The following is a 24,035-nucleotide window of genomic DNA, read 5'->3' as shown; positions in this document are numbered from 1 at the left end:
TCGTATTCGCTCTTATTCAATTTTTTACCACAGAGTAAAANNAAAAGAGTACCACAGAGTTTCTTACATTCAAAAATTATCAAAATATTCTTGTATGGTTATCATTGGTTTTATTGTATCAAAGCCAAATTTTGCAGCTTGTATCTTCATCTCTTTTTCGGTATTGAATTCCTCTAATTGTCTTGTGTTTAGATTAAAAATATAGAATCTGAGAGCGTTCAGGGAAGAAGAGGATTCCGTTTTTGCTAACAGAATATTTCTGTCAAAGGAGAAGTACGTAATATCATGAAGAATAGGCTCGTTTTCATTGTGATCTGCAGCTATGTACTTTATCCCTTTTTCGTCTTGTAAAGTCCCTTTCTCGAGAACATCAATAGCAGTTATCGAATACGGATATATCAGGGGCATACGGAAATAATCGCGAAGTCCCGCGTAAGAGAAATAACTATTCGGTATTATGCTGTCGGTTGGTTGCATCAATTTCAGGCTGTCCATAAAAGGAGTTTCTGTATTTCTTGAAGATAAACTGTTGGTGAATATATCAATCCCTTCTTCAATTTTATTAGGAACAACTACCCTAATTGTTTCCACAACTTTTACTATTACTATAACAGTACAGATTATAGTTAACATAGAGAATAAAAAAGTTAATCCGCAGCCTATGTTCCGATCCTTGTTATGTTTCCATTTGATAATAGTCCATAATATGATTACGAACGTAATGAATCCAAGTAATAGTGCGAGGACAAATAAGAGCCAGCTGTGAGTGATCATAATAAATTTATTTAGATGTGTAAAAATAACTAAATGCTCTTATATCAGAACTTTTAAATTATAATAAAAATCAATTCGTAAAGTTTGACTTTTATAATTTCACAAATTATACTAGATTTGCACTAATATAAAAGCAGAAATGGTAAAATATAACAGAATCCTCCTAAAACTGAGCGGTGAATCCCTCATGGGAGAACAGCAATATGGCATAGATGTAAACCGATTGAATGAATATGCCACGCAAATAAAGGCTGTAGCCGATATGGGTGTACAGATAAGTATTGTTATTGGAGGAGGAAATATTTTTCGAGGTCTGAGCGGAGCTTCCGAAGGGTTCGACAGGGTAAAAGGAGACCAGATGGGTATGTTGGCCACTGTGATAAACAGTTTGGCTCTTAGTTCGGCTCTTACTGCAATAGGTCAGAAGTCGAGAGTACTTACAGCTATCAGGATGGAACCTATAGGAGAAATCTACAGCAAATGGAAAGCAATAGAGGCTATGGAAAATAGTGAAGTTGTTATCCTTTCTTGCGGAACAGGCAATCCATTTTTTACAACAGATACCGGCTCTTCGCTGAGGGGAATAGAAATAGAAGCCGACGTGATGCTAAAAGGTACACGTGTAGACGGAGTTTATACTGCCGATCCCGAAAAAGACCCTACAGCCGTTAAGTTTGATTCCATCTCTTACGATGAGGTTTACAAGCGGGGACTGAAAGTTATGGATATGACGGCAACAGTGATGTGTAAGGAGAATAATTTGCCTATCGTTGTCTTCGATATGGATACTCCGGGCAATTTAGAGAAGCTAATTAAAGGTGAAAAAATAGGTACATATGTACATGCATAACAGAGGGAAAGTAGTAGTTGAAGATCAGTTGTATAATCAGGCTGTATATTTGATTAGAAAAAGAGAAAATCCCGAAAAGGTGAAGATCTTTCTAATCGAACGAGGGCTTAACGAAGAAGATGCTTATATCTTACTCGACCAGATTATACATCAGGTAGATAAAGAAAATATGAAAACAGCACGAAGAAATATCTTTATGGGCTGTTTGGTTTGTGCTGTAGGTGCGTTTATTACCATTACTGCACATACCTTGCTTACTTCTTTACTAATTTTGGCAGGGATAGGGCAACTTATTATTGGTCTTACCCAATTGCCGAGTAGAGTGTAAGTAGATTTATTTAATCTTAAAATATTGAAAACAAAAAATATATATTTATGGCAGCAGACCTAAAACAAATCGAACAAAAGGCGGATGCTAAGATGTCGGCCTCTGTAGAGTTTCTGGACGAGACGTTATCTCGTATTCGTGCCGGAAAAGCCAATCCGCATATTCTTGATGGTATAAAACTTGAGTATTACGGATCAATTACCCCGCTAAGTGGTGTGGCGGCTATCAATACACCTGACGCTAGAACTATCATCGTTCAACCTTGGGAAAAACAAATGCTGAAAGAGGTAGAAAAAGCCATTCTGAACTCTGATGTGGGTATCACACCCGATAATAACGGTGAAGTGATACGTCTTTCTATCCCTCCGTTGACAGAAGAACGTCGTAAGCTCTTGGTAAAACAAGCCAAACAAGAAGCTGAGGATGCTAAGGTAAGTGTGCGTAATGCTCGTCGTGATGCAATTGATACGATCAAAAAATCAGTGAAAGAAGGCTTGGCGGAAGACGTAGCCAAAGATGGTGAAAACGAAATGCAAAAGCTTCATGATAAGTATATCAAAAAGATAGACGACCTGTTTGCTCTTAAAGAAAAAGAGATTTTAACTGTATAACGAAATATACCGAAAATAGAATATGCCAATATGCTGATCGCTTTACAGTATCGGCACATTGGCACATTTGCATTTTAAAGGATTGATTGATGAATGGTCTTGTAATAAAAAATACGGGTAGTTGGTATTTGGTTCGTACCGATGACGGCAGCGACGTTGAATGTAAGGTAAAAGGAAACTTTCGTCTTAAAGATATACGTAGCACCAATCCCATTGCTGTAGGAGACAGAGTAACCATTGTACCAAACAATGAAGGCACTGCTCTGATAACGCAGATCGAAGACCGTAAGAATTATATTATACGCCGTTCGTCTAATTTATCGAAACAATCGCACATTTTGGCCGCTAATATCGATCTGTGTTTTTTGATTGTAACGATCAATCATCCGGTAACCTCTACTATTTTTATTGACCGCTTTTTGGCTGCAGCCGAAGCGTATCGTGTGCCGGTAAATCTTATTTTCAACAAGACGGATCTATACGCAGAAGAGGAGATAGAATACATGGATGCTCTTATTAGCCTTTATGATTATATTGGTTACCCAAGCATTAAGATATCGGCTTTACATAATACAGGATTAGAAATTTTACAAGAGAGAATAAAGAACAAAACTACCTTGTTTTCGGGTCACTCAGGCGTCGGAAAGTCTACTCTTATCAATGCGCTTGTACCTGATGTTCATCTAAAGACGGGTGCAATATCCGGTTATCATGGCAAAGGAATGCATACAACCACTTTTTCGGAAATGATAGAATTGCCACAGGGGGGATTTATTATAGATACTCCCGGTATCAAAGGCTTTGGTACTGTGGATATGGAGAAGAATGAAATATTTCACTTCTTTCCCGAGATCTTTAAGGCGTCTAAAGACTGTCGTTACAATAACTGCATTCATATAAATGAACCCGGATGTGCAGTGCGTGATGCTGTAGAAAATCACTATATAAGCGAGAGCCGCTACAAGTCATACATGAGTATGATGCAAGAGGATATTGAAGAAAAATATAGGAAATAGATATGAGGTGGAGATTTGATCGATCGTCATTCTTGATATTTATTATTATCTTTTTCATAGAAGTCCTCATCGCTAAATTTGTAGATGATGCTTTTATCCGTCCTTATGGAGGTGATATCTTAGTTGTTATATTGATCTATTATTTTGTAAAGTCATTTGTCCGGATAAAGCCTTTGTATTTAGCTTTGGGTGTGCTCTTTTTCGCCTATATGGTAGAGGTCGGTCAATACTTCAAGATGGTAGAAGTACTGGGCCTTCAAGATTATAAAGTAATGAGGATTGTTTTAGGGACATCATTTTCCTGGGGCGATATTTTATGCTATACTGTTGGGGCTATTATTTGTTATCTTATCGATAGAAAAGAAAAATAGATATTCGATATTAACACAAATGACATCTTTACAATCATTCATACAAGAGCTTTTTCAAGAAAATATCAGATAGTGGAGGTAAGTCCTTCGAATTATTTGATAAAAAAAGAGCTTGAGTTTAAATTTGTTATAACTTTGAAAAAAATGTATATTATTTGCGTATGGATGTAGCAGCGCAAGCAACAGATCATCTTATCCTTCTTTTCCAGATACTTTATGTGGTTACGGCTTTGGGTACGATGGTTGTGATTATCTCGGAGAATAGGAACCCCTTGAAAACGATTTCTTGGGTGCTTATTCTGTTGTTGCTTCCTTTGGTCGGTCTTATCATATACTATTTCTTTGGCGAAGATAATCGCAAGCAGCGTCTGATATCCCATAAGATGTACAAGAAACTCAATCGCCGGTCTATTGGTAGGCGAGAGTTGTTGGAAACGTTGAATCCACCAGTCGAGTATAAAGGGTTGGTGAATTTGTTAAATCGTTTGAAGGGCACTCCCTTATATGGAGGTAGTAGTGTCACTTTCTATTCTTCAGGACCCGATAAGTTTGAGGCTTTGTTCGAGGAGCTTGAGAAAGCGGAAAAGCATATACATATTCAATACTATATCTTCTTAGATGATGAGATAGGGTGCAAAACCCGAGATATATTGCTTCGTAAAGCAGCGGACGGTGTTGAGGTGCGTCTTATTTATGATGATGTTGGCTCTTGGAAAGCAAAACGTAGCTTCTTCAAAGATATGCAAGCCGGAGGCGTTGAAGTTCAACCATTCTTGAAGGTGGCATTCAAATTCCTGACAAGCAGAGTGAATTATCGGAATCACAGAAAAATTGTAGTCATTGATGGCAAAGTTGGTTTTGTTGGTGGAATGAATGTTGCAGATCGATATATCAACGGTGTAGGAACTGGAATTTGGCGTGACAGCCATGTTAAAATAGAAGGCAAGGCTGTGGCAGGATTACAGACATCTTTTCTTATCGACTGGTATTCGTCTCGTAAAGAATTTCTAGCATCAGATGCTTATTATCCGATACTCGACACAGAGGGAGATAATATGATTCAGCTGGTTACAAGTGGACCGGTAGGACAATTTAAAGATATACACTTAGGTATTCTGCAAGCTATTTCCAATGCCAAAGAAAGTGTTTATATACAGACCCCTTATTTTATTCCTACCGACTCATTGATGCAGGTTATACAAATGGCGGCAATGCGAGGTGTGGATGTACGCTTGATGTTGCCTCGCCATTCAGATACCACATTTGTGCATATTGCATCTATGTCTTTTCTGAAAGAAGTTTTGGATGCCAAAGTAAGTGTCTATTTTTTCGAAGCCGGATTTCTTCACTCCAAGCTAATGACGGTAGACAACTCTCTTACTATAACAGGTTCGGCCAATATGGATATGCGTAGTTTCGAACATAATTTCGAAATTGATGCTTTTATATATAGCGAAGAGACTTGCCGCAAAGCCCAGGAGATATTCTTGAAAGATATGGAGAGCTCAACACAGTTGCTTGTGGAAGAATGGGATCAAAGGTCACGGATTGAAAAATTTAAAGAGTCTGTCATGCGCTTGTTCTCTCCATTATTATAATAGTAAAGTTGATACAAGATCCAAATTTTATATAACTATATTATACTCAAGAGTATTGTTGAAATACCTGCCGATCTGAAGGATTGGAGTGTATGATAAATAAAATAGTTAAAAAAATGCTTTTTGCAAATTTCAGGATTAGAGACTTATACGTCAAAAAATGAGAGAAAATCAATATGTAATCTCTAATTTAAGGTCTTTTTTATTTGTTTTAGTTAAAAAAAATATATCTTTGTTGCTTGAACTGATTATTCGTATTCGTTAAAAGATACAATAATTGGGAAAGGTTAAGTATAAAATTGATCATTAACATAAATCTTAATAAAGATTTTTTTATTAAGTAAACTATATGGGTAAAGTAGCACTCATCACAGGCGTTACAGGACAAGATGGAGCTTATTTGTCAGAATACTTGATAAAAAAGGGCTATACAGTACATGGACTTAAAAGAAGATCTTCCATGTTTAACACAGATCGTATAGACCATTTATATCAAGATCCTCATCTTGAAGATAGAAATATGATTCTTCATTATGGTGATATGACAGATAGTATGAATCTGACACGACTAATTGGCGATGTACAGCCCGATGAAATATATAATCTTGCGGCAATGAGCCATGTTAAGGTTAGTTTTGATATCCCTGAATATACAGCAAATGCAGACGGAATAGGTACTCTTCGTATATTAGAGGCTGTTCGTCTTCTTAATTTGGTAAATAAAACAAGGATATATCAGGCTTCAACATCCGAGCTTTATGGTTTAGTGCAAGAGATACCTCAAAAAGAAACAACACCATTTTATCCGAGAAGTCCATACGCTGTCGCTAAAATGTATGCATATTGGATTACGGTTAATTATAGGGAGGCTTATGGTATGCATGCCAGCAATGGCATCTTGTTCAATCATGAATCACCATTGAGGGGGGAAACGTTTGTTACAAGAAAGGTGACACGTGCAGTTGCACGTATAGTGCTAGGACTTCAAGATAAGGTTTATATGGGAAATCTTTCCAGTAAACGAGATTGGGGACATGCCAAAGATTATATTAAGGCTATGTATCTTATTCTTCAACAAGATACTGCTGATGATTATGTTATCTCTACAGGCGTCACAACTACTATTCGTGACTTTATCAAAATGTCATTTATAGAGGTCGGGGTAGATGTTGAATTTAGAGGTGAAGATGAAAAGGAAGAAGGCTATATTGTAGGTGTTGATGAGAATAAATTCTCTAAAATAGTTGGAGCCGAATATCTCGAAGGCTTCATTAAGAGAATAGGGCAATCTGTTGTAGGTGTAGATCCTGCATACTTTCGTCCGACCGAAGTTGATATTCTCATTGGTGACAATACAAAGGCCAGGACTAAATTAGGCTGGGAGCCTACATACGATCTTAAAGCTTTATGTCAGGATATGGTTGTTCATGATGTTGAGCTGATGAAGAAAGAAGAGTACCTCAAAAATGGAGGATATAGAATTTTGAATTACTTTGAATAAAAGTAAGAAAATATAGATGATAGAAAAGAATGCTAAAATATATGTAGCCGGCCATAGAGGCTTGGTTGGTTCTGCAATTCTTAAAAGTCTTGTAAGCAAAGGATACACAAATTTTGTCTTAAGAACGCATCAAGAATTAGATCTTACAGATCAAAAAGCTGTATCCGAATTTTTTACAAAGGAAAAGCCTGAATATGTTTTTTTAGCGGCGGCTAAAGTAGGAGGTATTATTGCCAATAATACATATCGCGGGCAATTCATTTATGAAAATTTGATGATCCAGAACAATGTAATTCATCAATCATATCTGAATAATGTTAAAAAATTAGTGTTTTTAGGTAGTTCTTGTATTTATCCCAAAGAAGCACCTCAGCCAATGACGGAAGATACACTGTTGACAGGCCCTTTGGAATACACAAATGAACCGTATGCAATAGCTAAAATAGCCGGTTTGAAGATGTGTGAGAGCTATAATATACAGTATGGAACGAATTTTATAGCGGTAATGCCAACAAACCTATATGGTTTGAATGATAATTTTAATCTTGAAACATCTCATGTATTGCCAGCAATTCTAAGAAAAGTACATTTGGGGAAATGCTTAGAAAATAATGCTTGGGATATTATAGAGCTGGACTTGAATGTTAGGCCGATAGAGGGAATATCTGGAACCTCATCTAAAACAGAAATACTAGAAATACTAGCTAAGTATGGTATAAGAAAAGTTGGAGATGTTGTTCAGGTCGAACTTTGGGGGTCAGGAAAACCGATGAGAGAATTCCTGTGGAGTCAGGAAATGGGTGATGCCACTGTTTTTGTGATGGAGTCTGTAAACTTTTTTGACTTAGTTGATGTTATACATGGAAGGGAGATAAAGAACACACACATTAATATTGGAACCGGTATTGAAATATCTATAAAAGATGTTGCAAACCTTGTAAAAGAAATAGTCGAATTCTCCGGAAGTTTGTGGTTTAATACAGATAAGCCAGATGGAACGATGAGAAAATTATCAGATGTATCAAAACTTAATTCTTTGGGCTGGCAACATCAAGTTGAAATAGAAGATGGCTTGAAGTTGATGTATGCTTGGTATACTGAGTATAATATATTAAATTAAAAAAAGAGTGTTTAATTATAATTTAAAAGATTGATTATGAAAAAAGTAAGTTTACTTTTAGTTTTAGTTTTTGCGGCTATGGCTATTTCTGCTCAAGATAGTGGATTTAGTACTAAAGTTGGTCGCAATGCAACTTTTGCGCGTAACGGTTTTTGGGATAACTGGTTCGTAGGAATTGGTGGTGGAGCAACAATGTATCTTAATGATAACGCAAATGATGCTAAATTCACTAACCGCCTTAACCTAGCTCCAACTGTTTTCGTAGGTAAATGGTATAATCCTTATTTCGGAGCACGTTTGAAATTTAATGGTGGTGGTTACCACACATTTCAAAATGATGCAAAGGTGATGAATCATCCTCATTATTTAGGTGCTAACGTTGACCTATTATTTAATGTTTCTAATTATTTAGGACATTATAACGAAAATCGCTTCTACAGCTTTATACCTTATGTTGGTATAGGATTTGTTCATGGATTTGACGAAGATTGGAAATCTATCAAGAACAACTCTGCTACATGGAATGCCGGTATTATCAACAATTTCCGTCTGTCTAACAGAGCTTCTCTATTCGTAGAAATAGCTGGAAACATGGTTCAAGAGTCTTTCGACCGTATGGGCGGTGGAGACTGGGAATGGGATGGCATGCTATCTGCATTCGTAGGATTTAACTTCAAAATTGGTAAAAGAAATGACTTCTCTGAAGCATTGTTGATGGATCAAGGTCTTCTTGATGATTTAAACGGTCAAATCAACAAACTGCGTCAAGAAAATGAAGCTTTGAAAAACAGAAAAGTTGAAGCTCCAAAATGTCCAGATTGTCCAAAATGTCCAGAAGTTAAACCAGCTGAGGTTAAAAACTTCGTTTCTAACGTAGTATTTTTCCGTCTTGGTAGTGCAGTTATTGACAAAAACCAAGAAGTTAGCATCTACAACACAGCTAAATATCTACAAGATAATCCTAGCAAAAATGTTAAGATTGTAGGTTATGCTGATAAGAAAACTGGTACAGCTTCTATCAACATGAAACTTTCTGAAAAACGTGCTAAGAATGTTGCTAATGCGTTGATCAACAAATACAACATCAACAGCAACCGCGTTAAAGTTGAATGGAAAGGTGACACAGAACAACCATATGCAGAAAATGCATGGAACCGTGTTGCTATCTTCTTTGCTGAATAATTTCGGCTAACGAAAATATAAGAATAGGAAAGAGTGGAGTATATCTCCACTCTTTTTTTGTTTCATATTGATACAATGCACAATAAAAGAAAGACTTTAGATAATGATATGCCTAAGATATACTGACTGATTGAACATTGTTATGTATTCTCTAATTCACGTAAGTATAAAGCATTTGTTAAAGTCAATCGGTGTGCTAAAATGTGTTATTAAAAGATAAAGCTGGAAGCTATCTAGTAGCTCCCAGCTTTATTCTATTTGGTATTAACTTATTCTTATTCCTATTTTATCAGATCTTCTTTAATACGAGTTTTCTCTTTATTGCTGAATTTATTTCTGAGAAAAAGGATTTGATTTCGTTGTAGCTCGATTTGTCATACCTCCCTGTAAAAATATCTATATTCTGTATATATGTAATTTTATGATCTTCCACCTTGCATTGTGTCTTTAGCTTCCCAAATGGAGTCTCTATCGAGATGTCCTTAGGTAATGACTCAATCGTATATGTTTCAGGAATATTGAATGTGATAGAATCGCAATCAGAATATCCATTTTCTATTACGATGTCCTGTTTCCGTGTAGAAGATGTAAATATATTATAATTACCTTTTCTCAAAGGGCATACAGATGCAAATAATCGGGTGCCGGTTTTGTTCACAAAGTCTTCAGCTTCGAAATTCGCAGACAATGTACATGATGGTAACGACGATTTATGCTCAGATACTTCTATTTGAGAAATCTTTACTTTTGGCATATTCACATTCGTATTGATGTAGTTCATCTCTTTTTCTCTGTCTTTAGATGTCATCCAATAAAAAAACTTGTCGTACAAATGTAAATGTTCAGTAAACTGCATTTTTCCTTTTGCTGTACCGTTTTCGGATATATTTATGTCTAGCTTCGATACCTGATAATTTTGATCGTCTTTATATTGGGGTAAACGACACATTTTGCCCCCTTCATTCGTTATAATAAGGCTATTATGGCCTGCAATTTTATTATGTATATATCCAAAGGGGAGCGTCTGGCTTGTACATTCCAGCCAAATACTATCGTTTTTGAGTGGAACCAGTAGAATAGCATGGTCAAACTGATTAAAGTTAGGAAAATCAGGTAGTATATCCTTCTCTTTCATACTTACTATGCTGTAATTGGAAGGTATATCAACGGCTTTCAGCATGGCCATCATTAAATTGGTTAGGCCTTTACAGTCGCCAAACCCACTTTTACTTACAGATGTTGCATCGATAGGCTGATAGCCTCCTATACCCAATTGTATGCTGACATATCTTGTGTTATTCTGTAGATATTGATAAAGAATAGCTACCTTTTCTCTATCGTTTTTTGCATCTTTTGTGAGATCTTTTATTTTAATCACAAAATCGGCAGGAAGAATATCTTTTCCGGTTAACAAGCTTGATACCCATTTGCCGTGATTTTCCCAGTTAGACAAATTGCCACAGGTTGAATCGTAGCAGAAATCATTCGGCATTAACAATACTCTTGGTACTATTTCGCGGAATGGAGGGGCGTAAGGTTCCCTGTCGATAGCTTTCATGTTTTCGAGAGATAGCGAATATATATGCTTATTGCCTACAGTTTCATCTTTGATATTACAAGAATAATTAGTATGGTAGCGAAGATTCATTCCTGTTGGGAGTTCAATCTTATAGCTAGCTCGTTTTAGCGATAACAGACTTCCATTGATAGGTGCGAAAGCCGGATAGCATAAAACACCATTCTTCCATTTTTCCTGATAGGTATACTCTATAGTATAAGGGTATGTAGGGTTCTTATATTCATAGAACATAGAGTAATCGTCGGTACTCAAATGTTCAGATAAGGATGAGGATATCAAGTCTTTTTTTCCTATTTTCTTGACTACTGTCCCCGACATATTTTTTATTATACCCGAGAAATCTTTCAGCTCCCTGAATTTATCATAGGTTTCGTTGAAATAACCATACTCCTCTCCCTGTTCATTTAGGATAGTTATTACCTTATTCACTGACAGTGTTGCATTATTCAAATCAGTTTGACTAAATACTGCAGAATAATTATCTACGATGGCACATGCGTTCTCTCGCAAACTATCAACCTTTTGTATAACAAATTGCCCATAGGCTTGCGTTTGGGATAGAATAAATAAGAGAACACATGCAAATATATATCTGATATTCATATTGAGACAAGCATTTTAAATTGCAGAGGCCTTTTTCAGAACGATCTGCTCGCTGTTTTTAGCTACAATTTTAGCATAAAAGTCTTTTAATGACTCGTACTCTTCAGGCAAGAACGTTAATTTCTTTAATTGGAATTGATAATGCAATTTAATTGCATTTCCGGCCTGAGCCAGACGATATGTCAAAACGATATCGTTATCATTTAATACTAATTTTGCAGCCTGAGGCAACTCGTCTACTACATACCCTTCAGGTATTTCTATATCTACAACTTGGAGGTAATTTGTCAAATAATCGAATTCTACAGGATATTCTCTTTTCTCTCTTTGAAAAGGATTTTCGGCAATGTGTTTTTCTATCATCGGATTTATATATAAGAAATCATCTCCTAAGCTGGCGTCTGCAACCTGTGTATATTCCATCTTTATAGGAGCTGAAGTGTCATCGATAGCTGAAACTGAAAAACTGTCGATCTTACAATTTGTCCTCTTTGCTAATGATTCAATGAAGTCTTCCTTGTTCTTGTGGTTATAATAGGATACTTTCATATCATAGGCGGCATTACCTTTTCTGGTATCTGTTATGGTTCCTATATATTTGGAGTCATTGAATGTGAATTTTGCTGTTTTTAATGCAGAGCCATTCGAAACATTGCTAAGATTAACCCATCTGCCGCCACTCTCACTCATTATACGTGCCTGAGGAACCATACACTTTTCAGGCAGTAAGTTCCAGTCTCCATATTTAGCAGAAGCATCGGTATAGTACATAAGTGAATCTATCTTCAGTGCTGTAATTACATAATTAAATGCCGTTATACTAGGATGAGATATTGGCAATCTTCCGTTTGTTCTGGTACTGAGTATAACAGGGTATGCGTCAAATCCTCCTGCTTTTAGTGCATTTATGAGTAAAAAGTTTACATCAGCACTACTGCCTATTCCATTTTTGAGAGCATCTTTTAGGTTGCCCGGAACGATAGCTCTCTTGTCATTCCATTTCACCCGATATTTAACCATATCCTGTATTTCTTTTGCCCGTTTAAGGGTAGTCTCTCCTTTAGCTATTTCTTCTTTAAAGAGATCCGCCTTTTTCATGTTGCTTCCAAGAGAGCTCGAAAGGATATCCTTATCTATAGACTCCCATGAACTAGATTTATTTTCGGTCATGCTGTAGGGCATCTGTATGCTTTTTAGCTCAAAGGATACTTGTGTTATATAATCATTTATAGTCCACAGATATGCTTCTCTTTTCATTGCCGGAATATTGAAGCCTTCGCTTTTCAATGTTTCTGCATTACATCTTACGGTCGTTGCTTGTAAACGTCCGTAGTCGTCTTTATATCTTATGTGGAAAGATTCATTGTCCGGCTCTTTGCTAGACTTTAAGTTGGCATATCCCTGATAGTTGATGTTGTATCGGAAGTATTCCGGAATTTTAGCCTCAAAGTTCACATAAGCAATAGGGATAGACTCTTGGAATCGGAAGTCTCTTAAGTTATAATAGTAGTCGGATACGATTGTATATTTATACTCGATCACAGATCCTACTTTTGCTGCAGGCATAGAGAATTTCTTTACTTTCAATGTGTTGTCAATGTCCTCATCGGTAATGAATTCCTTCGCAAGCTTTGTTTTTGTGATTTTTCCATCTTCAAGATTGTATGTTGTGCCCGATAAACCATTGATTTGCTCTTTCGTTGATCTATTGGTTTCGTAGTATGAGATTTCTTGGTTACACCAATCAAGTCCTTCTGTCTTCAATATTTTTATCTTAACTTGTATGGCGTATTCAAACTGAAATCCATACAGTTCGCTAAAGATAAACCTTAAGTCCCCTTTTTTGAGTAGGATAACTGCCGAGGCTGTTGTGTCCTCCGGGTATACGGTCATATTCAGCTCATCCATAGTTGCATTGCCATACTTAGACTGGGAATGACTTTCCTGAACATGAAACAGAAAAATAAAACATAGCATTATAGCTAATAAGTAAGTTGTCTTCATTGTTTGGTTATTGAGATGTTGATAGATCATAAATTATGTAAATGTATGAAATAAAATATTAATTATGTTAAAAAATGGCTATGTCTTATAACATTTTTTTTGTTTATGGAAAACTGTCTGATATTGTCTCTATATCTATCTTTGCGCAGCACTCATTCAAGCAATCTCTCTGTATATAGCGCAATGGGAGTTGTTGCTTTGAATAAATCATTTTCGTAAAAGAAAACTTACATATAAAATAGATCTAAAATAGTCTTAAATGTTAAAAGTTTATTTCTTAAATTGATGTTATTTTTTTCACAATAATAATGTTTTTCTATAAAGACAATATTGCAAACTGCACTTGACAAAATGCTGCATTTTGGCTTCTGATGCCATTTGTTTATTGACTTATTGATAAAATATATGAGTCATTTTGTTCTTTTTTGAGAAATAAATAGAGTATCTTTGTAATCTGTAAAAACAAAGTGTGTTAAAATTAAGGATATGAATTCAAGTATATATGATTTTATACCTATTCTGATGCAAATCGCGTTTTCTGCGATATTTGTATTTGCTACGGTATTTATTTCTAAGATGTTAGGTCCAAGTCGTAGGAGTGCACGGAAAAATGCAAATTTTGAGTGCGGTCTCGATCCTATAGGCGATGCTCGTTCTCCGTTCCCTGTTAAATATTTCCTTGTTGCGATCTTGTTTGTTCTTTTCGACATCGAGATCGTTTTTATGTACCCATGGGCTGTAAACTTTAAAGAGCTTAGTTGGGAAGGATTTGGCAAGATGGGAATCTTTATCGGAATTATTGTGGTAGGTTTCTTGTACGAAGCCAAACGTAAGGCTTTGGATTGGGAGAGATAAAAATTTAACAAGTATGAGCAATTCTTCTAATATAAATGTAGTACCTGCTCCGGATGGATATAGGGGGCATGGATTTTTTGCTACAAAATTTGACTACGTCATAGGTTTGGCTCGTGCCAATTCCCTATGGCCTTTGCCATTTGCTACATCCTGTTGCGGGATTGAGTTTATGGCTACAATGGCTGCTACGTACGATATGGGACGTTTTGGGGCAGAGCGTAACAGCTTTTCGCCACGTCAGGCAGATATGTTAATGGTAATGGGGACTATTTCTAAAAAGATGGCTCCTATCCTTCGCCATGTATATGAACAAATGGCCGAACCTAAATGGGTGATTGCAGTAGGTGCATGTGCTTCTTCGGGAGGTATCTTCGATACATATTCGGTTTTGCAAGGTATCGATAAGGTGATTCCGGTAGATGTGTATGTTCCCGGATGCCCTCCACGTCCTGAACAGATATTGGATGGCGTAATGCAATTGCAGGAGTTAGTAAAACATGAATCTATTCTTCGTAGAGGCTCGGAAAGATATCAGGAGCTTCTTGAATCATATAAATTTGAATAATGGCTCTCGATACTACAGTTATTGAAAATAAGATGAGCGAGAAATTCGGAACGGAAGTGATGAATTTCAGAATGGAACGGGATATTTTTACTTTCGAAGCTGCTCCGGCGGTAATCAAAGAAGTAATCCGTTTTATGAAAGACGATGAAACTCTGCGTTTCAACTTCTTGACAGACTTATGTGGGGTGCATTATCCTGATAATGACAAGAAGGCTCAGTTTGCTGTTGTTTATTTGCTTCACAACTGGATCGACAATGTACGTGTACGTGTGAAAACATTTCTTGATGGAGACAGACCGTATGTTGAATCTGTAGTGGACGTTTTTGCTGCAGCCAATTGGATGGAACGCGAGACTTATGATTTCTACGGAGTAATTTTCAAAGGACATCCCAATCTTAAGCGTATACTTAATGATGAGAGAATGGTGTCGTTTCCGATGCGTAAAGATCATCCACTTGAGGATGCCGGACGTACGGATAAGGATGACCGCTTCTTTGGTAGGACTCCCAATAATTATGAACAAACTAAATAGCAAAGTAAGGAAATGTCAGATCAACTAATAAATCCGGAACATCGCTTTGCGAAAATGATAAAAGAACAAGCCTTTGGGGACGATAAAGAGTTGTCCGTTCTTAACTTCGGGCCAACTCACCCTTCTACTCATGGTGTGTTTCAAAATATATTACTGATGGATGGTGAACGTATTTTGGATGCGGATACCACTATCGGTTATATTCACCGTGCATTTGAGAAGATTGCAGAACACCGCACTTTCTATCAGATTACAACCCTGACCGATCGTCTTAACTATTGTTCTGCCCCTCTGAATAATATGGCATGGTGGATGACTGTAGAGAAGTCACTTGGTGTAGAGGTTCCTAAACGTGCGCAATATATGCGTGTTATTGTTATGGAGCTGGCTCGTATTACGGATCATTTGATATGTAACTCTATCTTAGGGGTCGACCTCGGTGCGTACACTCCTTTCTTGTATGTAATGCAATACAGAGAGTTGGCATACGAGATTTATGAAGAAATCTGCGGTGCACGTTTGACTACAAACATGGGGCGTATCGGCGGATTCGAAAGAGACTGGAGCGAAGCCGCATGGCGTAAGTTAGATGAGTTTATCGAAGGCTTCCCTAAAGCATGGGATCAGTTGGAGAGACTGTTTATCCGCAACCGTATCTTTATGGATCGTATCGTTGGTGTAGGTGCTATATCAGCCGAAAAGGCTATAAATTATGGGTTTACAGGGCCTAACTTGCGCGCTACAGGCGTCGATTACGACGTGCGTGTAGCGAATCCATATAGTTCATACCAAGATTTTGATTTTAAAGTACCTGTAGGTTCATCCGGCGATACGTATGATCGTTGGTGTGTGCGTGCAGCAGAGATAAAAGAAAGCTTGAGCATAATTCGTCAAGCTCGTGATAATATGCCTGATGGAAGCTTCCATGCAGATGTGCCTGACTATTACCTTCCTCCAAAAGAAGAAGTGTATACACAGATGGAGCAGCTTATCCAACACTTCAAGATCGTGATGGGTGAAGTTCCCGTTCCTATAGCTGAAGTATATCACGCCGTAGAAGGTGCTAATGGAGAACTGGGTATTTATCTTATTACCGATGGTTCACGAGCTCCTTTCAGGGTGCACTTCCGCAGACCATGCTTTATTTATTATCAGGCGTTCCCTGAAATGATAAAAGGCGGGATGTTTTCGGATGCTGTTGCCACGCTTTCAAGTATTAATGTTATTGCCGGAGAATTAGATGCATAATCATGTCAATGGAAACTAAAGAATATACACAAGTAATAAATATGTCGGAGAGCCTGATGGCCCGTATCAATGAATTGTTGAGCCATTACCCTGCCGATAAAAAGAAATCTGCTTTACTACCCGTGCTTCATGCCGTACAGGATGCTCATGACAATTGGCTGAGCCTCGAACTGATGGATAAAGTAGCTGAGATATTGGAGATTACACCTATCGAAGTTTATGAAGTAGTAACATTTTATTCGATGTTCAATCAGAAACCGGTAGCTAAATATATGTTTGAGTTTTGCCGTACCGCTTGTTGTGGCTTGCGTGGTGGCGAAAACTTGATGGAATATACCTGTCAGAAACTGGGCGTTAAACCCGGTGAAATAACACCTGACGGGATGTTCAGTGTAGTAGGGGTAGAGTGCCTTGGAGCATGTGGCTACGGTCCGATGCTTCAGTTGGGAGACAACTATCATGAAAATCTTAACAAAGAAAAGATTGATACACTGATCGAAGATTGTAAACAAGGAAAAGTAAACCTATATTAATTGCGATGGCTAGAAAAGTATTATTAGAGAAATTAGATATTCCGGGAATAGCGGAATACGAAGTTTATCGCAAGAATGGCGGATATGCGTCTGTGGAGAAAGCACTGAAAACGATGACCCCCGATGAGGTTGTAGAAGAAGTGAAAACCTCAGGGGTAAGAGGCCGTGGAGGTGCAGGTTTCCCGATGGGGCTCAAGTGGAGCTTTATTGATAAGAAGTCCGGCAAGCCTCGCCACTTGGTTGTGAATGCCGATGAATCGGAACCCGGTACATTCAAAGATCGCTTTTTGATGCATCATATTCCGCATTTGCTAATCGAAGGTGCTATTGTTTCCAGTTACGCATTAGAAGCTAATTTATCATATATCTATATCCGCGGCGAATATATGTGGATATTCAAGATATTAGAAAAAGCAATTAAGGAAGCTTATGCCAATGGTTGGCTGGGTAAAAATATATTGGGTACAGGCTATAATCTCGACTTGTATGTACATTGCGGAGCAGGAGCATATATTTGCGGAGAAGAAACAGCCCTGATAGAATCACTCGAGGGTAAGCGTGGTAATCCACGTATCAAACCGCCATTCCCTGCTGTTAGTGGGTTGTGGGGTGAGCCTACAGTGGTGAACAATGTGGAGTCTATTTCTACTGTTTCGTGGATTATAAACAATGGCGGTGCTGAATATGCTAAAATCGGTGTAGGAAAATCTACAGGAACCAAGCTGATGTCAGCTTCGGGTCATATTAAGAATCCGGGCGTATATGAAATAGAATTAGGTTTGACTGTCGATGAATTTTTCAATTCAGACGAATATTGCGGTGGTATGTTAGACGATCGTCCGCTAAAGGCTGTAATACCCGGCGGGTGTTCGGTTCCGATCTTACCTCCTCAATATATATTTAAAACAGCAAATGGTGAAGATCGTTTGATCAGCTATGAATCACTCGCTGACGGAGGTTTCGTTACCGGCTCTTCTCTCGGATCGGGAGGTTTCATCGTGTACAATGATACAGCATGTATCGTTCGTAATACATGGAATTTTTCTCGTTTCTTCCATCACGAAAGCTGTGGGCAATGTTCTCCGTGTCGTGAAGGTACAGGATGGATGGATAAAATACTTCATCGCATCGAAACAGGACAAGGTAGAGAAGAAGACATCGACCTGCTATGGAGCATACAAAGTAAGATTGAAGGCAATACAATTTGTCCTCTTGGTGATGCGGCATCATGGCCGGTTGCAGCAGCAATACGCCATTTCCGTGAAGAGTTCGAATACCATGTACGCTTCCCTGAAAAGATAAAAAATAGAGATCATTTTGTAGACGAGCCTATGGAAAAAGTTCGTCACCTTTTGAAGTAAAGCAATATGAAAATTACAATAGATGGACATGTTTTAGACGTCGAACCTGGAACCACAGTGTTGCAGGCGGCACGTATGATAGGCGGAGCCAGTGTTCCTCCTACAATGTGCTATTACTCTAAGCTGGAAGACTGCGGTGGCAAATGTCGTTGTTGCTTGGTGGAGGTAAACAAAGGTAGCGAAAGAGACCCTCGTCCTATGCCTAAGCTTCAGCCGTCATGCGTAACAGCTGTTCAGGACGGTATGGAAGTGAAAAGCGCTACATCCGAAAGAGCTCTGGAGGCACGAAAGGCTGTAACCGAATTTTTGTTGATCAACCATCCTCTCGACTGTCCGGTATGCGATCAGGCGGGAGAGTGCGATTTGCAGAACCTTGCTTATGGTAATAATAACTTCAAGTCGCGTTATATAGAAGAAAAAAGAACATTCGAACCCGAAAATATAGGCCCATACATACAGTTGCACATGAATCGTTGCATTCTTTGCTACCGTTGTGTAAAATTGGCTGATCAACTAACGCCTGAACGTGTTCATGGAGTAGTGGGAAGGGGTGACCATGCTCAAATTTCTACATATATAGAACGTGCGATCGATAACGATTTTTCGGGCAATGTGATCGATGTTTGTCCTGTAGGAGCTCTTACCGATAAAACATTCCGATTCAAGTCTCGTGTTTGGTTCAACAAACCATTCAATGCACATCGTCACTGTACAAAATGTTCGGGGAAAGTAGTGCTATGGATGTTTGGCGACAAAGTTCAACGTGTGACAGCTCGTAAAGATGAATGGCACGAGGTTGAAGAATTTATTTGTAACGAATGTCGTTTCGAACACAAGAATGTTGAAGACTGGACTATAGAAGGCCCTCGCAAATTTGAGAAGCCGTCTGTAATCAATGTAAACAACTATACAGAGCCGATACATAAGGTAAAGATAAATACAGACGAACTTGTATTGGAAGGTCGTAAAGAAGATCAGAAGAAAATAAGCATGCCTGATTCTCCCTATGATGCAGAGGAGTTGGAAGCTATAAAGAAAACAAAAGAATAAATAAAATAATGGAGATTGCACTTATTTTAGAAAAGTTGATGCTTATCGTTCTTGTGTTTGCTGTCACAATGCTTTTTGCGTTGTATTCTACTTATGCAGAACGTAAGGTAGCCGGTTTTTTACAAGATCGTCTCGGGCCAAATCGTGCAGGTATCTTTGGTTTGCTACAGCCTCTTTGCGATGGGGCTAAGTTGTTTGCCAAAGAAGATCTTATGCCAAATACGCCGAATAAGATTCTCTTTGTTGTAGGTCCGGCTGTTGCCATGACAGTCTCTTTGCTTGGGGGGGCGTTGATCCCGTGGGCAGAGAAGTTTGTTATAGCAGGCTATGGAGAGGTTAAACCTTACATCGGGGATGTAAATGTGGCTATTCTATATATTGTAGCTGTATTATCTACAAGCGTATATGGTGTTGTAATCGGAGGATGGGCATCAAATAATAAATATTCCCTGATGGGAAGTATCCGTGCCGGAGCGCAGATGATTTCGTACGAAATAGCAATGGGGCTTTCTCTTATTGCGCTGATTATGATGACTGGTTCTTTGAGTCTGGTAGAAATCACTCAGCAGCAAAGTGGCTGGCATGGTATGCAATGGAATGTGATTTATCAGCCGTTGACCTTTATTATTTTCCTTGTTTGTTCGTTTGCAGAATGTAACCGGACACCCTTCGACCTTGCAGAATGCGAGTCGGAACTGGTTAACGGACACCATGTCGAATATTCATCGTTGGGAATGGGATTCTATATGTTCTCCGAATATGCGAGCATGTTTTTCTCATCTGCATTTATCTCTGTTCTTTTCTTTGGAGGATACAATTATCCGGGAATAGATTGGGTAACAGAAAACTGGGGTATAAATATAGCTAGTCTACTTGGAGTGCTATCACTTCTAGCCAAAACCTCATTCTTCATTTTCTTCTATATGTGGGTGCGCTGGACAATACCGAGATTCAGATACGACCAACTGATGAAACTGGGATGGAAAATGCTGTTTCCGTTGGCGATAGTAAATATCATCTTGGTAGGAATTTTTGTCCTGATTTTTAAATGAAAATAAGAAATTAGCGATGTCAATAGAAAAAATATCATTATCAGGAAGAAAGACGGAGGTTGTTGATAAAAACATGACCTTCGCAGAAAAGATATACCTTCCTGCTGTGATAAAAGGGCTTATAATTACAATTAAGCACTTTTTCAAGAAGAAGGCGACTGTTCAGTATCCTGAGCAACAACGCGAATTCAGCCCTGTATATCGTGGGCAGCATGTATTGATGCGTGACGATCAGGGGCGCGAACGCTGTACAGCATGCGGGTTGTGTGCCTTGTCTTGTCCGGCAGAAGCAATCACAATGGTGGCTGCTGAGCGTAAAAAAGGAGAAGAACACCTGTACCGTGAAGAAAAATATGCTTCGGAATATGAAATAAATATGCTACGCTGTATATTTTGTGGAATATGCGAAGAGGCTTGTCCGAAAGAAGCTATTTTCTTAACCAAGTCTAAGCTTCTGGTGAAGCCGAAATTAGAACGTGAAGACTTTATCTATGGTAAAGATAAACTCGTGATTTCGGTAGAGGATGCCAAAGCACGCAAATATGATTAAATAGAGATACGAGATAAATAATGATATGATTACAATAATTTTTTATATTCTGGCAACCATAACACTCGGTACGGGACTTCTGACGGTATTGTCTAAGAATCCTATCCATAGTGCAGTGTATATGATTATCTGTTTTTTCTCCATATCGGGGCACTTTTTGCTGCTGAATGCTTTGTTTCTATCGGTTATAAATATTGTGGTTTATGCCGGAGCTATCATGGTGTTATTGCTATTTACTCTGATGCTTATGAACCTGAGTGAAAGCCACGAGCCAAAGAAAAAAGTGATCAGTCGTGTGGCGGCTACAATTTCGAGTTGCTTGATGGGAATTGTCCTGTTGGCTGCGCTTCTGAAGGCTACGCCTGTGATAGAAACATACAAAACCGAGGGATTAGACTATCAGTCGGTAAGTATTATTGGTCAGGTGCTGCTTGACGAGTATTTAGTGCCATTTGAATTTGCTGCTATATTACTTATAACGGCTATGATCGGGGCAGTACTTATTTCTAAAAAAGAGAAAAAAGCTTAAGCTATGCTGAATAATATATTAGAACAAGTAGGAATTGACAATTACATCTACCTCTGCATACTATTGTTTTGTGTAGGTGCAATTGGAATATTGTATCGTAGGAGTACGATTGTGATGTTGATGTCGGTAGAATTGATGCTGGCTTCTGCCAATATGTTATTGGCTGTTTTTTCTGTGTATCATCAAGATACCAGCGGACAAGTGTTTGTGATATTCTCATTGGCCGTAGCTGCGGCTGAGGTGGCTGTAGGGTTGGCTATTTTGGTTGCCATCTACAGAAACATAGGCACGATAGATATTGATGAATTGAAAAACTTAAAAGGATAAATTTGGATGGAAACAATATTGGTATTAATACTCTTGCTTAGTCCGTTTATCGGTTTCTCAATTAATTTGCTGGTTGGTAAAAAACTAACGGGACGCACATTACCCGGAGTTATTGCTACCACAGCTGTAATTATAAGTTTTGTAATATCTCTTTACCTTTTCATCCAGAATCTTTCTACAGGTCAGGTTTTTAATGTCAACCTGTTTCAATGGATTGCCTTAGGGGAGTTTACAACTGATCTGTCTTTCACGCTCGACCAACTGTCTCTAGTATGGTTGTTGTTTGTGACAGGTATCGGTACGCTGATACACATCTACTCGATGGGGTATATGCACGATGATGAAAATATAGACCGTTATTTTTCATATCTGAATCTATTTATCTTCTTTATGACGATACTTGTTTCGGGAAGCAACCTTCTCGTTATGTTTATCGGTTGGGAAGGTGTAGGTTTGTGTTCTTATCTGCTTATTGGTTTTTGGTCGAGAAATCACAAGAACAACGATGCGGCAAAGAAAGCCTTTGTGATGAACCGTATCGGAGACTTAGGTTTCCTTATCGGTATCTTTACACTGGGCTATATGTTCAAAACGGTGGACTACGTTTCGCTAAAAGATCTTGTTACCAGTCCCGACCCACTGTTGGGCGTTGCCACATTGGCATTGTTTATAGGGGCTACAGGTAAAAGTGCACAGATACCTTTATATACTTGGTTGCCCGATGCGATGGCAGGTCCTACTCCTGTATCGGCACTGATACATGCTGCAACGATGGTTACAGCGGGTATATTTATGGTGACACGGTTGAATTTCATTTTCGACCTGACTCCCGATATTCAGACTTTGATTGCTATTGTGGGTGCTGTAACTGCATTGTTTGCTGCAACTATAGCTCTTACACAAAATGATATAAAGAAAGTACTAGCATACTCTACAGTATCGCAGCTCGGGCTGATGTTTTTGGCTCTTGGGCTGGGTGCTTATCACGTTGCAGTATTTCATGTGATTACACACGCATTCTTTAAGGCTTGCTTATTCCTTGGCTCAGGTTCGGTTATCCATGCTATGGGAGGCGAACAGGATATGCGCAAGATGGGAGGTCTTAAGAATAAGATGAAGACGACGTATTATACATTCTTGATCTCTACGTTATCAATTGCAGGTATTCCGCCTTTGGCTGGTTTCTTCTCCAAAGATGAAATCATGCTGACAGCTTTCGAGCATAATATCTTCTTATGGATTTTAGCAGCATTAGCATCTTTGCTTACTGCATTCTATATGTTCCGTTTGCTATATCTTACATTCTTCAAAGAGTTTAGAGGTACAGAAGAACAGAAACATCATTTGCACGAATCGCCAAGCAGTATGACTCTNNACCTGCCGCTTATCGTATTGGCTTTCTTAGCGTTTTTCGGAGGGCTTATCAGTATTCCTTTCGGAGGGCTTAGCTGGTTGAACGCTTACTTAGAGCCAATATTACCGGGTATTACAGGCGAGCATGCTCCTGTAGACCAGATGGTGATGACAATGGTAATTTCTACTATAATCGCTATCGTTGGTATTGCATTGGCATATTTTAAGTATATAAAGAAATCTGAAGTCCCTGCTGAGGATGATGAGATTTCGGGACTTGCTAAAGTTTCTTATAACAAATTCTACATTGATGAAATATACGATGCACTATTTGTAAAGCCTCTTTATGCTTTAGCCGGCTTCTTTGAGAGTGTAGTAGAGAGAGCATTAAAAAATATACTGAAAAGCTTCGGAGGCTTGGTCGAGTTGTTGACAGTTCCGGCGCGAAGGCTACAGAATGGAAGTCTCGGTTTTTATCTGTTTTTCTTTGTGTTAGGATTCAGTGCACTAATCATCTGTTTATTTCTTGTATAAAAATTAAA

General features: G+C 38.3%; 24 protein-coding genes. 21 read left to right on the top strand and 3 right to left on the bottom strand.

Features of this window, described 5'->3' with window-relative positions:
• Positions 1 to 69 precede the first annotated feature (69 nt).
• Positions 70 to 774 (bottom strand): hypothetical protein, encoded by a 705-nt coding sequence (locus B3P17_RS02065; RefSeq protein WP_252638605.1) that lies wholly within the window; start codon positions 772 to 774, stop codon positions 70 to 72.
• 139 nt (positions 775 to 913) lie between these two features.
• Between B3P17_RS02065 and pyrH the strand changes: the two genes are divergently transcribed.
• The 9 genes from pyrH to B3P17_RS02020 all read left to right on the top strand — a co-directional run bounded on the left by pyrH (position 914) and on the right by B3P17_RS02020 (position 9,351).
• Positions 914 to 1,624 (top strand): UMP kinase, encoded by a 711-nt coding sequence (gene pyrH, locus B3P17_RS02060; RefSeq protein ID WP_135104827.1) that lies wholly within the window; start codon positions 914 to 916, stop codon positions 1,622 to 1,624.
• A complete protein-coding gene (locus tag B3P17_RS02055) occupies positions 1,611 to 1,952 on the top strand; it encodes a hypothetical protein (protein ID WP_252638606.1) in 342 nt (113 codons plus the stop codon). Before pyrH ends, B3P17_RS02055 begins: the two co-directional genes overlap by 14 nt.
• A gap of 47 nt (positions 1,953 to 1,999) precedes the next feature.
• Positions 2,000 to 2,563: a ribosome recycling factor gene (frr, locus tag B3P17_RS02050; protein ID WP_252638607.1), complete on the top strand. Its 564-nt coding sequence runs from the start codon at positions 2,000 to 2,002 to the stop codon at positions 2,561 to 2,563.
• A gap of 89 nt (positions 2,564 to 2,652) precedes the next feature.
• Complete coding sequence (gene rsgA, locus B3P17_RS02045) at positions 2,653 to 3,579, top strand: ribosome small subunit-dependent GTPase A (protein WP_252638608.1); 927 nt, start codon at positions 2,653 to 2,655, stop codon at positions 3,577 to 3,579.
• A gap of 2 nt (positions 3,580 to 3,581) precedes the next feature.
• The gene (locus B3P17_RS02040; protein ID WP_252638609.1) at positions 3,582 to 3,950 is read left to right on the top strand and encodes a DUF2809 domain-containing protein; all 369 of its coding nucleotides are present in this window, start codon (positions 3,582 to 3,584) and stop codon (positions 3,948 to 3,950) included.
• Positions 3,951 to 4,111: 161 nt separating this feature from the next.
• Positions 4,112 to 5,548 (top strand): cardiolipin synthase, encoded by a 1,437-nt coding sequence (gene cls, locus B3P17_RS02035; protein ID WP_252638610.1) that lies wholly within the window; start codon positions 4,112 to 4,114, stop codon positions 5,546 to 5,548.
• Positions 5,549 to 5,897: 349 nt separating this feature from the next.
• Positions 5,898 to 7,049, top strand: a complete 1,152-nt coding sequence (gene gmd, locus B3P17_RS02030) for a GDP-mannose 4,6-dehydratase (RefSeq protein WP_252638611.1) — start codon at positions 5,898 to 5,900, stop codon at positions 7,047 to 7,049.
• A 19-nt stretch (positions 7,050 to 7,068) separates the two neighbouring features.
• Positions 7,069 to 8,169, top strand: a complete 1,101-nt coding sequence (locus B3P17_RS02025; RefSeq protein ID WP_291103121.1) for a GDP-L-fucose synthase family protein — start codon at positions 7,069 to 7,071, stop codon at positions 8,167 to 8,169.
• Between the two features lie 36 nt (positions 8,170 to 8,205).
• A complete protein-coding gene (locus B3P17_RS02020) occupies positions 8,206 to 9,351 on the top strand; it encodes an OmpA family protein (RefSeq protein ID WP_252638613.1) in 1,146 nt (381 codons plus the stop codon).
• A 289-nt stretch (positions 9,352 to 9,640) separates the two neighbouring features.
• On the opposite strand, the gene B3P17_RS02015 is transcribed toward B3P17_RS02020, so the two are convergent.
• Together B3P17_RS02015 and B3P17_RS02010 are read right to left on the bottom strand one after the other, a co-directional pair.
• On the bottom strand, positions 9,641 to 11,533 hold the full coding sequence (locus B3P17_RS02015; protein ID WP_252638614.1) for a DUF3857 domain-containing transglutaminase family protein: 1,893 nt from the start codon (positions 11,531 to 11,533) through the stop codon (positions 9,641 to 9,643).
• A 15-nt stretch (positions 11,534 to 11,548) separates the two neighbouring features.
• Complete coding sequence (locus B3P17_RS02010) at positions 11,549 to 13,537, bottom strand: DUF3857 domain-containing protein (RefSeq protein WP_252638615.1); 1,989 nt, start codon at positions 13,535 to 13,537, stop codon at positions 11,549 to 11,551.
• Positions 13,538 to 14,023: 486 nt separating this feature from the next.
• On the opposite strand from B3P17_RS02010, the gene B3P17_RS02005 reads away from it, so the two are divergent.
• Genes B3P17_RS02005 through nuoL form a run of 12 tightly spaced genes read left to right on the top strand, consistent with a single transcriptional unit; the run spans position 14,024 to position 24,027 of the window.
• Positions 14,024 to 14,392, top strand: coding sequence for an NADH-quinone oxidoreductase subunit A (locus B3P17_RS02005; protein WP_135104837.1), 369 nt, complete (start codon positions 14,024 to 14,026; stop codon positions 14,390 to 14,392).
• Positions 14,393 to 14,405: 13 nt separating this feature from the next.
• The gene (locus tag B3P17_RS02000; protein ID WP_006843264.1) at positions 14,406 to 14,957 is read left to right on the top strand and encodes an NADH-quinone oxidoreductase subunit B; all 552 of its coding nucleotides are present in this window, start codon (positions 14,406 to 14,408) and stop codon (positions 14,955 to 14,957) included.
• On the top strand, positions 14,957 to 15,490 hold the full coding sequence (locus tag B3P17_RS01995) for an NADH-quinone oxidoreductase subunit C (protein WP_252638616.1): 534 nt from the start codon (positions 14,957 to 14,959) through the stop codon (positions 15,488 to 15,490). Before B3P17_RS02000 ends, B3P17_RS01995 begins: the two co-directional genes overlap by 1 nt.
• A gap of 12 nt (positions 15,491 to 15,502) precedes the next feature.
• Complete coding sequence (nuoD, locus tag B3P17_RS01990; RefSeq protein ID WP_252638617.1) at positions 15,503 to 16,738, top strand: NADH dehydrogenase (quinone) subunit D; 1,236 nt, start codon at positions 15,503 to 15,505, stop codon at positions 16,736 to 16,738.
• 8 nt (positions 16,739 to 16,746) lie between these two features.
• Positions 16,747 to 17,271, top strand: a complete 525-nt coding sequence (gene nuoE / locus B3P17_RS01985; protein ID WP_252638618.1) for a complex I 24 kDa subunit family protein — start codon at positions 16,747 to 16,749, stop codon at positions 17,269 to 17,271.
• A gap of 5 nt (positions 17,272 to 17,276) precedes the next feature.
• Entirely contained in the window at positions 17,277 to 18,632 is a 1,356-nt protein-coding gene (gene nuoF / locus B3P17_RS01980; RefSeq protein ID WP_135104840.1) for an NADH-quinone oxidoreductase subunit NuoF, read from the top strand.
• Between the two features lie 6 nt (positions 18,633 to 18,638).
• Positions 18,639 to 19,682, top strand: coding sequence for a 2Fe-2S iron-sulfur cluster-binding protein (locus B3P17_RS01975; RefSeq protein WP_252638619.1), 1,044 nt, complete (start codon positions 18,639 to 18,641; stop codon positions 19,680 to 19,682).
• Between the two features lie 8 nt (positions 19,683 to 19,690).
• A complete protein-coding gene (gene nuoH / locus B3P17_RS01970; RefSeq protein WP_291102985.1) occupies positions 19,691 to 20,734 on the top strand; it encodes an NADH-quinone oxidoreductase subunit NuoH in 1,044 nt (347 codons plus the stop codon).
• Positions 20,735 to 20,750: 16 nt separating this feature from the next.
• Positions 20,751 to 21,284, top strand: a complete 534-nt coding sequence (locus B3P17_RS01965; RefSeq protein ID WP_252638622.1) for a NuoI/complex I 23 kDa subunit family protein — start codon at positions 20,751 to 20,753, stop codon at positions 21,282 to 21,284.
• A 25-nt stretch (positions 21,285 to 21,309) separates the two neighbouring features.
• Positions 21,310 to 21,813 (top strand): NADH-quinone oxidoreductase subunit J, encoded by a 504-nt coding sequence (locus B3P17_RS01960; RefSeq protein WP_135104843.1) that lies wholly within the window; start codon positions 21,310 to 21,312, stop codon positions 21,811 to 21,813.
• Between the two features lie 3 nt (positions 21,814 to 21,816).
• On the top strand, positions 21,817 to 22,140 hold the full coding sequence (nuoK, locus tag B3P17_RS01955; protein ID WP_252638624.1) for an NADH-quinone oxidoreductase subunit NuoK: 324 nt from the start codon (positions 21,817 to 21,819) through the stop codon (positions 22,138 to 22,140).
• A 6-nt stretch (positions 22,141 to 22,146) separates the two neighbouring features.
• Positions 22,147 to 24,027 (top strand): NADH-quinone oxidoreductase subunit L, encoded by a 1,881-nt coding sequence (nuoL, locus tag B3P17_RS01950; protein ID WP_291102980.1) that lies wholly within the window; start codon positions 22,147 to 22,149, stop codon positions 24,025 to 24,027.
• The last annotated feature ends 8 nt before the right edge of the window (positions 24,028 to 24,035 follow it).

Source organism: Dysgonomonas sp. UBA7630 (assembly GCF_002483985.1).
GTDB lineage: Bacteria > Bacteroidota > Bacteroidia > Bacteroidales > Dysgonomonadaceae > Dysgonomonas.
The sequence above is the reverse complement of the archived record's forward strand: the minus strand, read 5'-3'. Positions and strand labels throughout refer to the sequence as shown.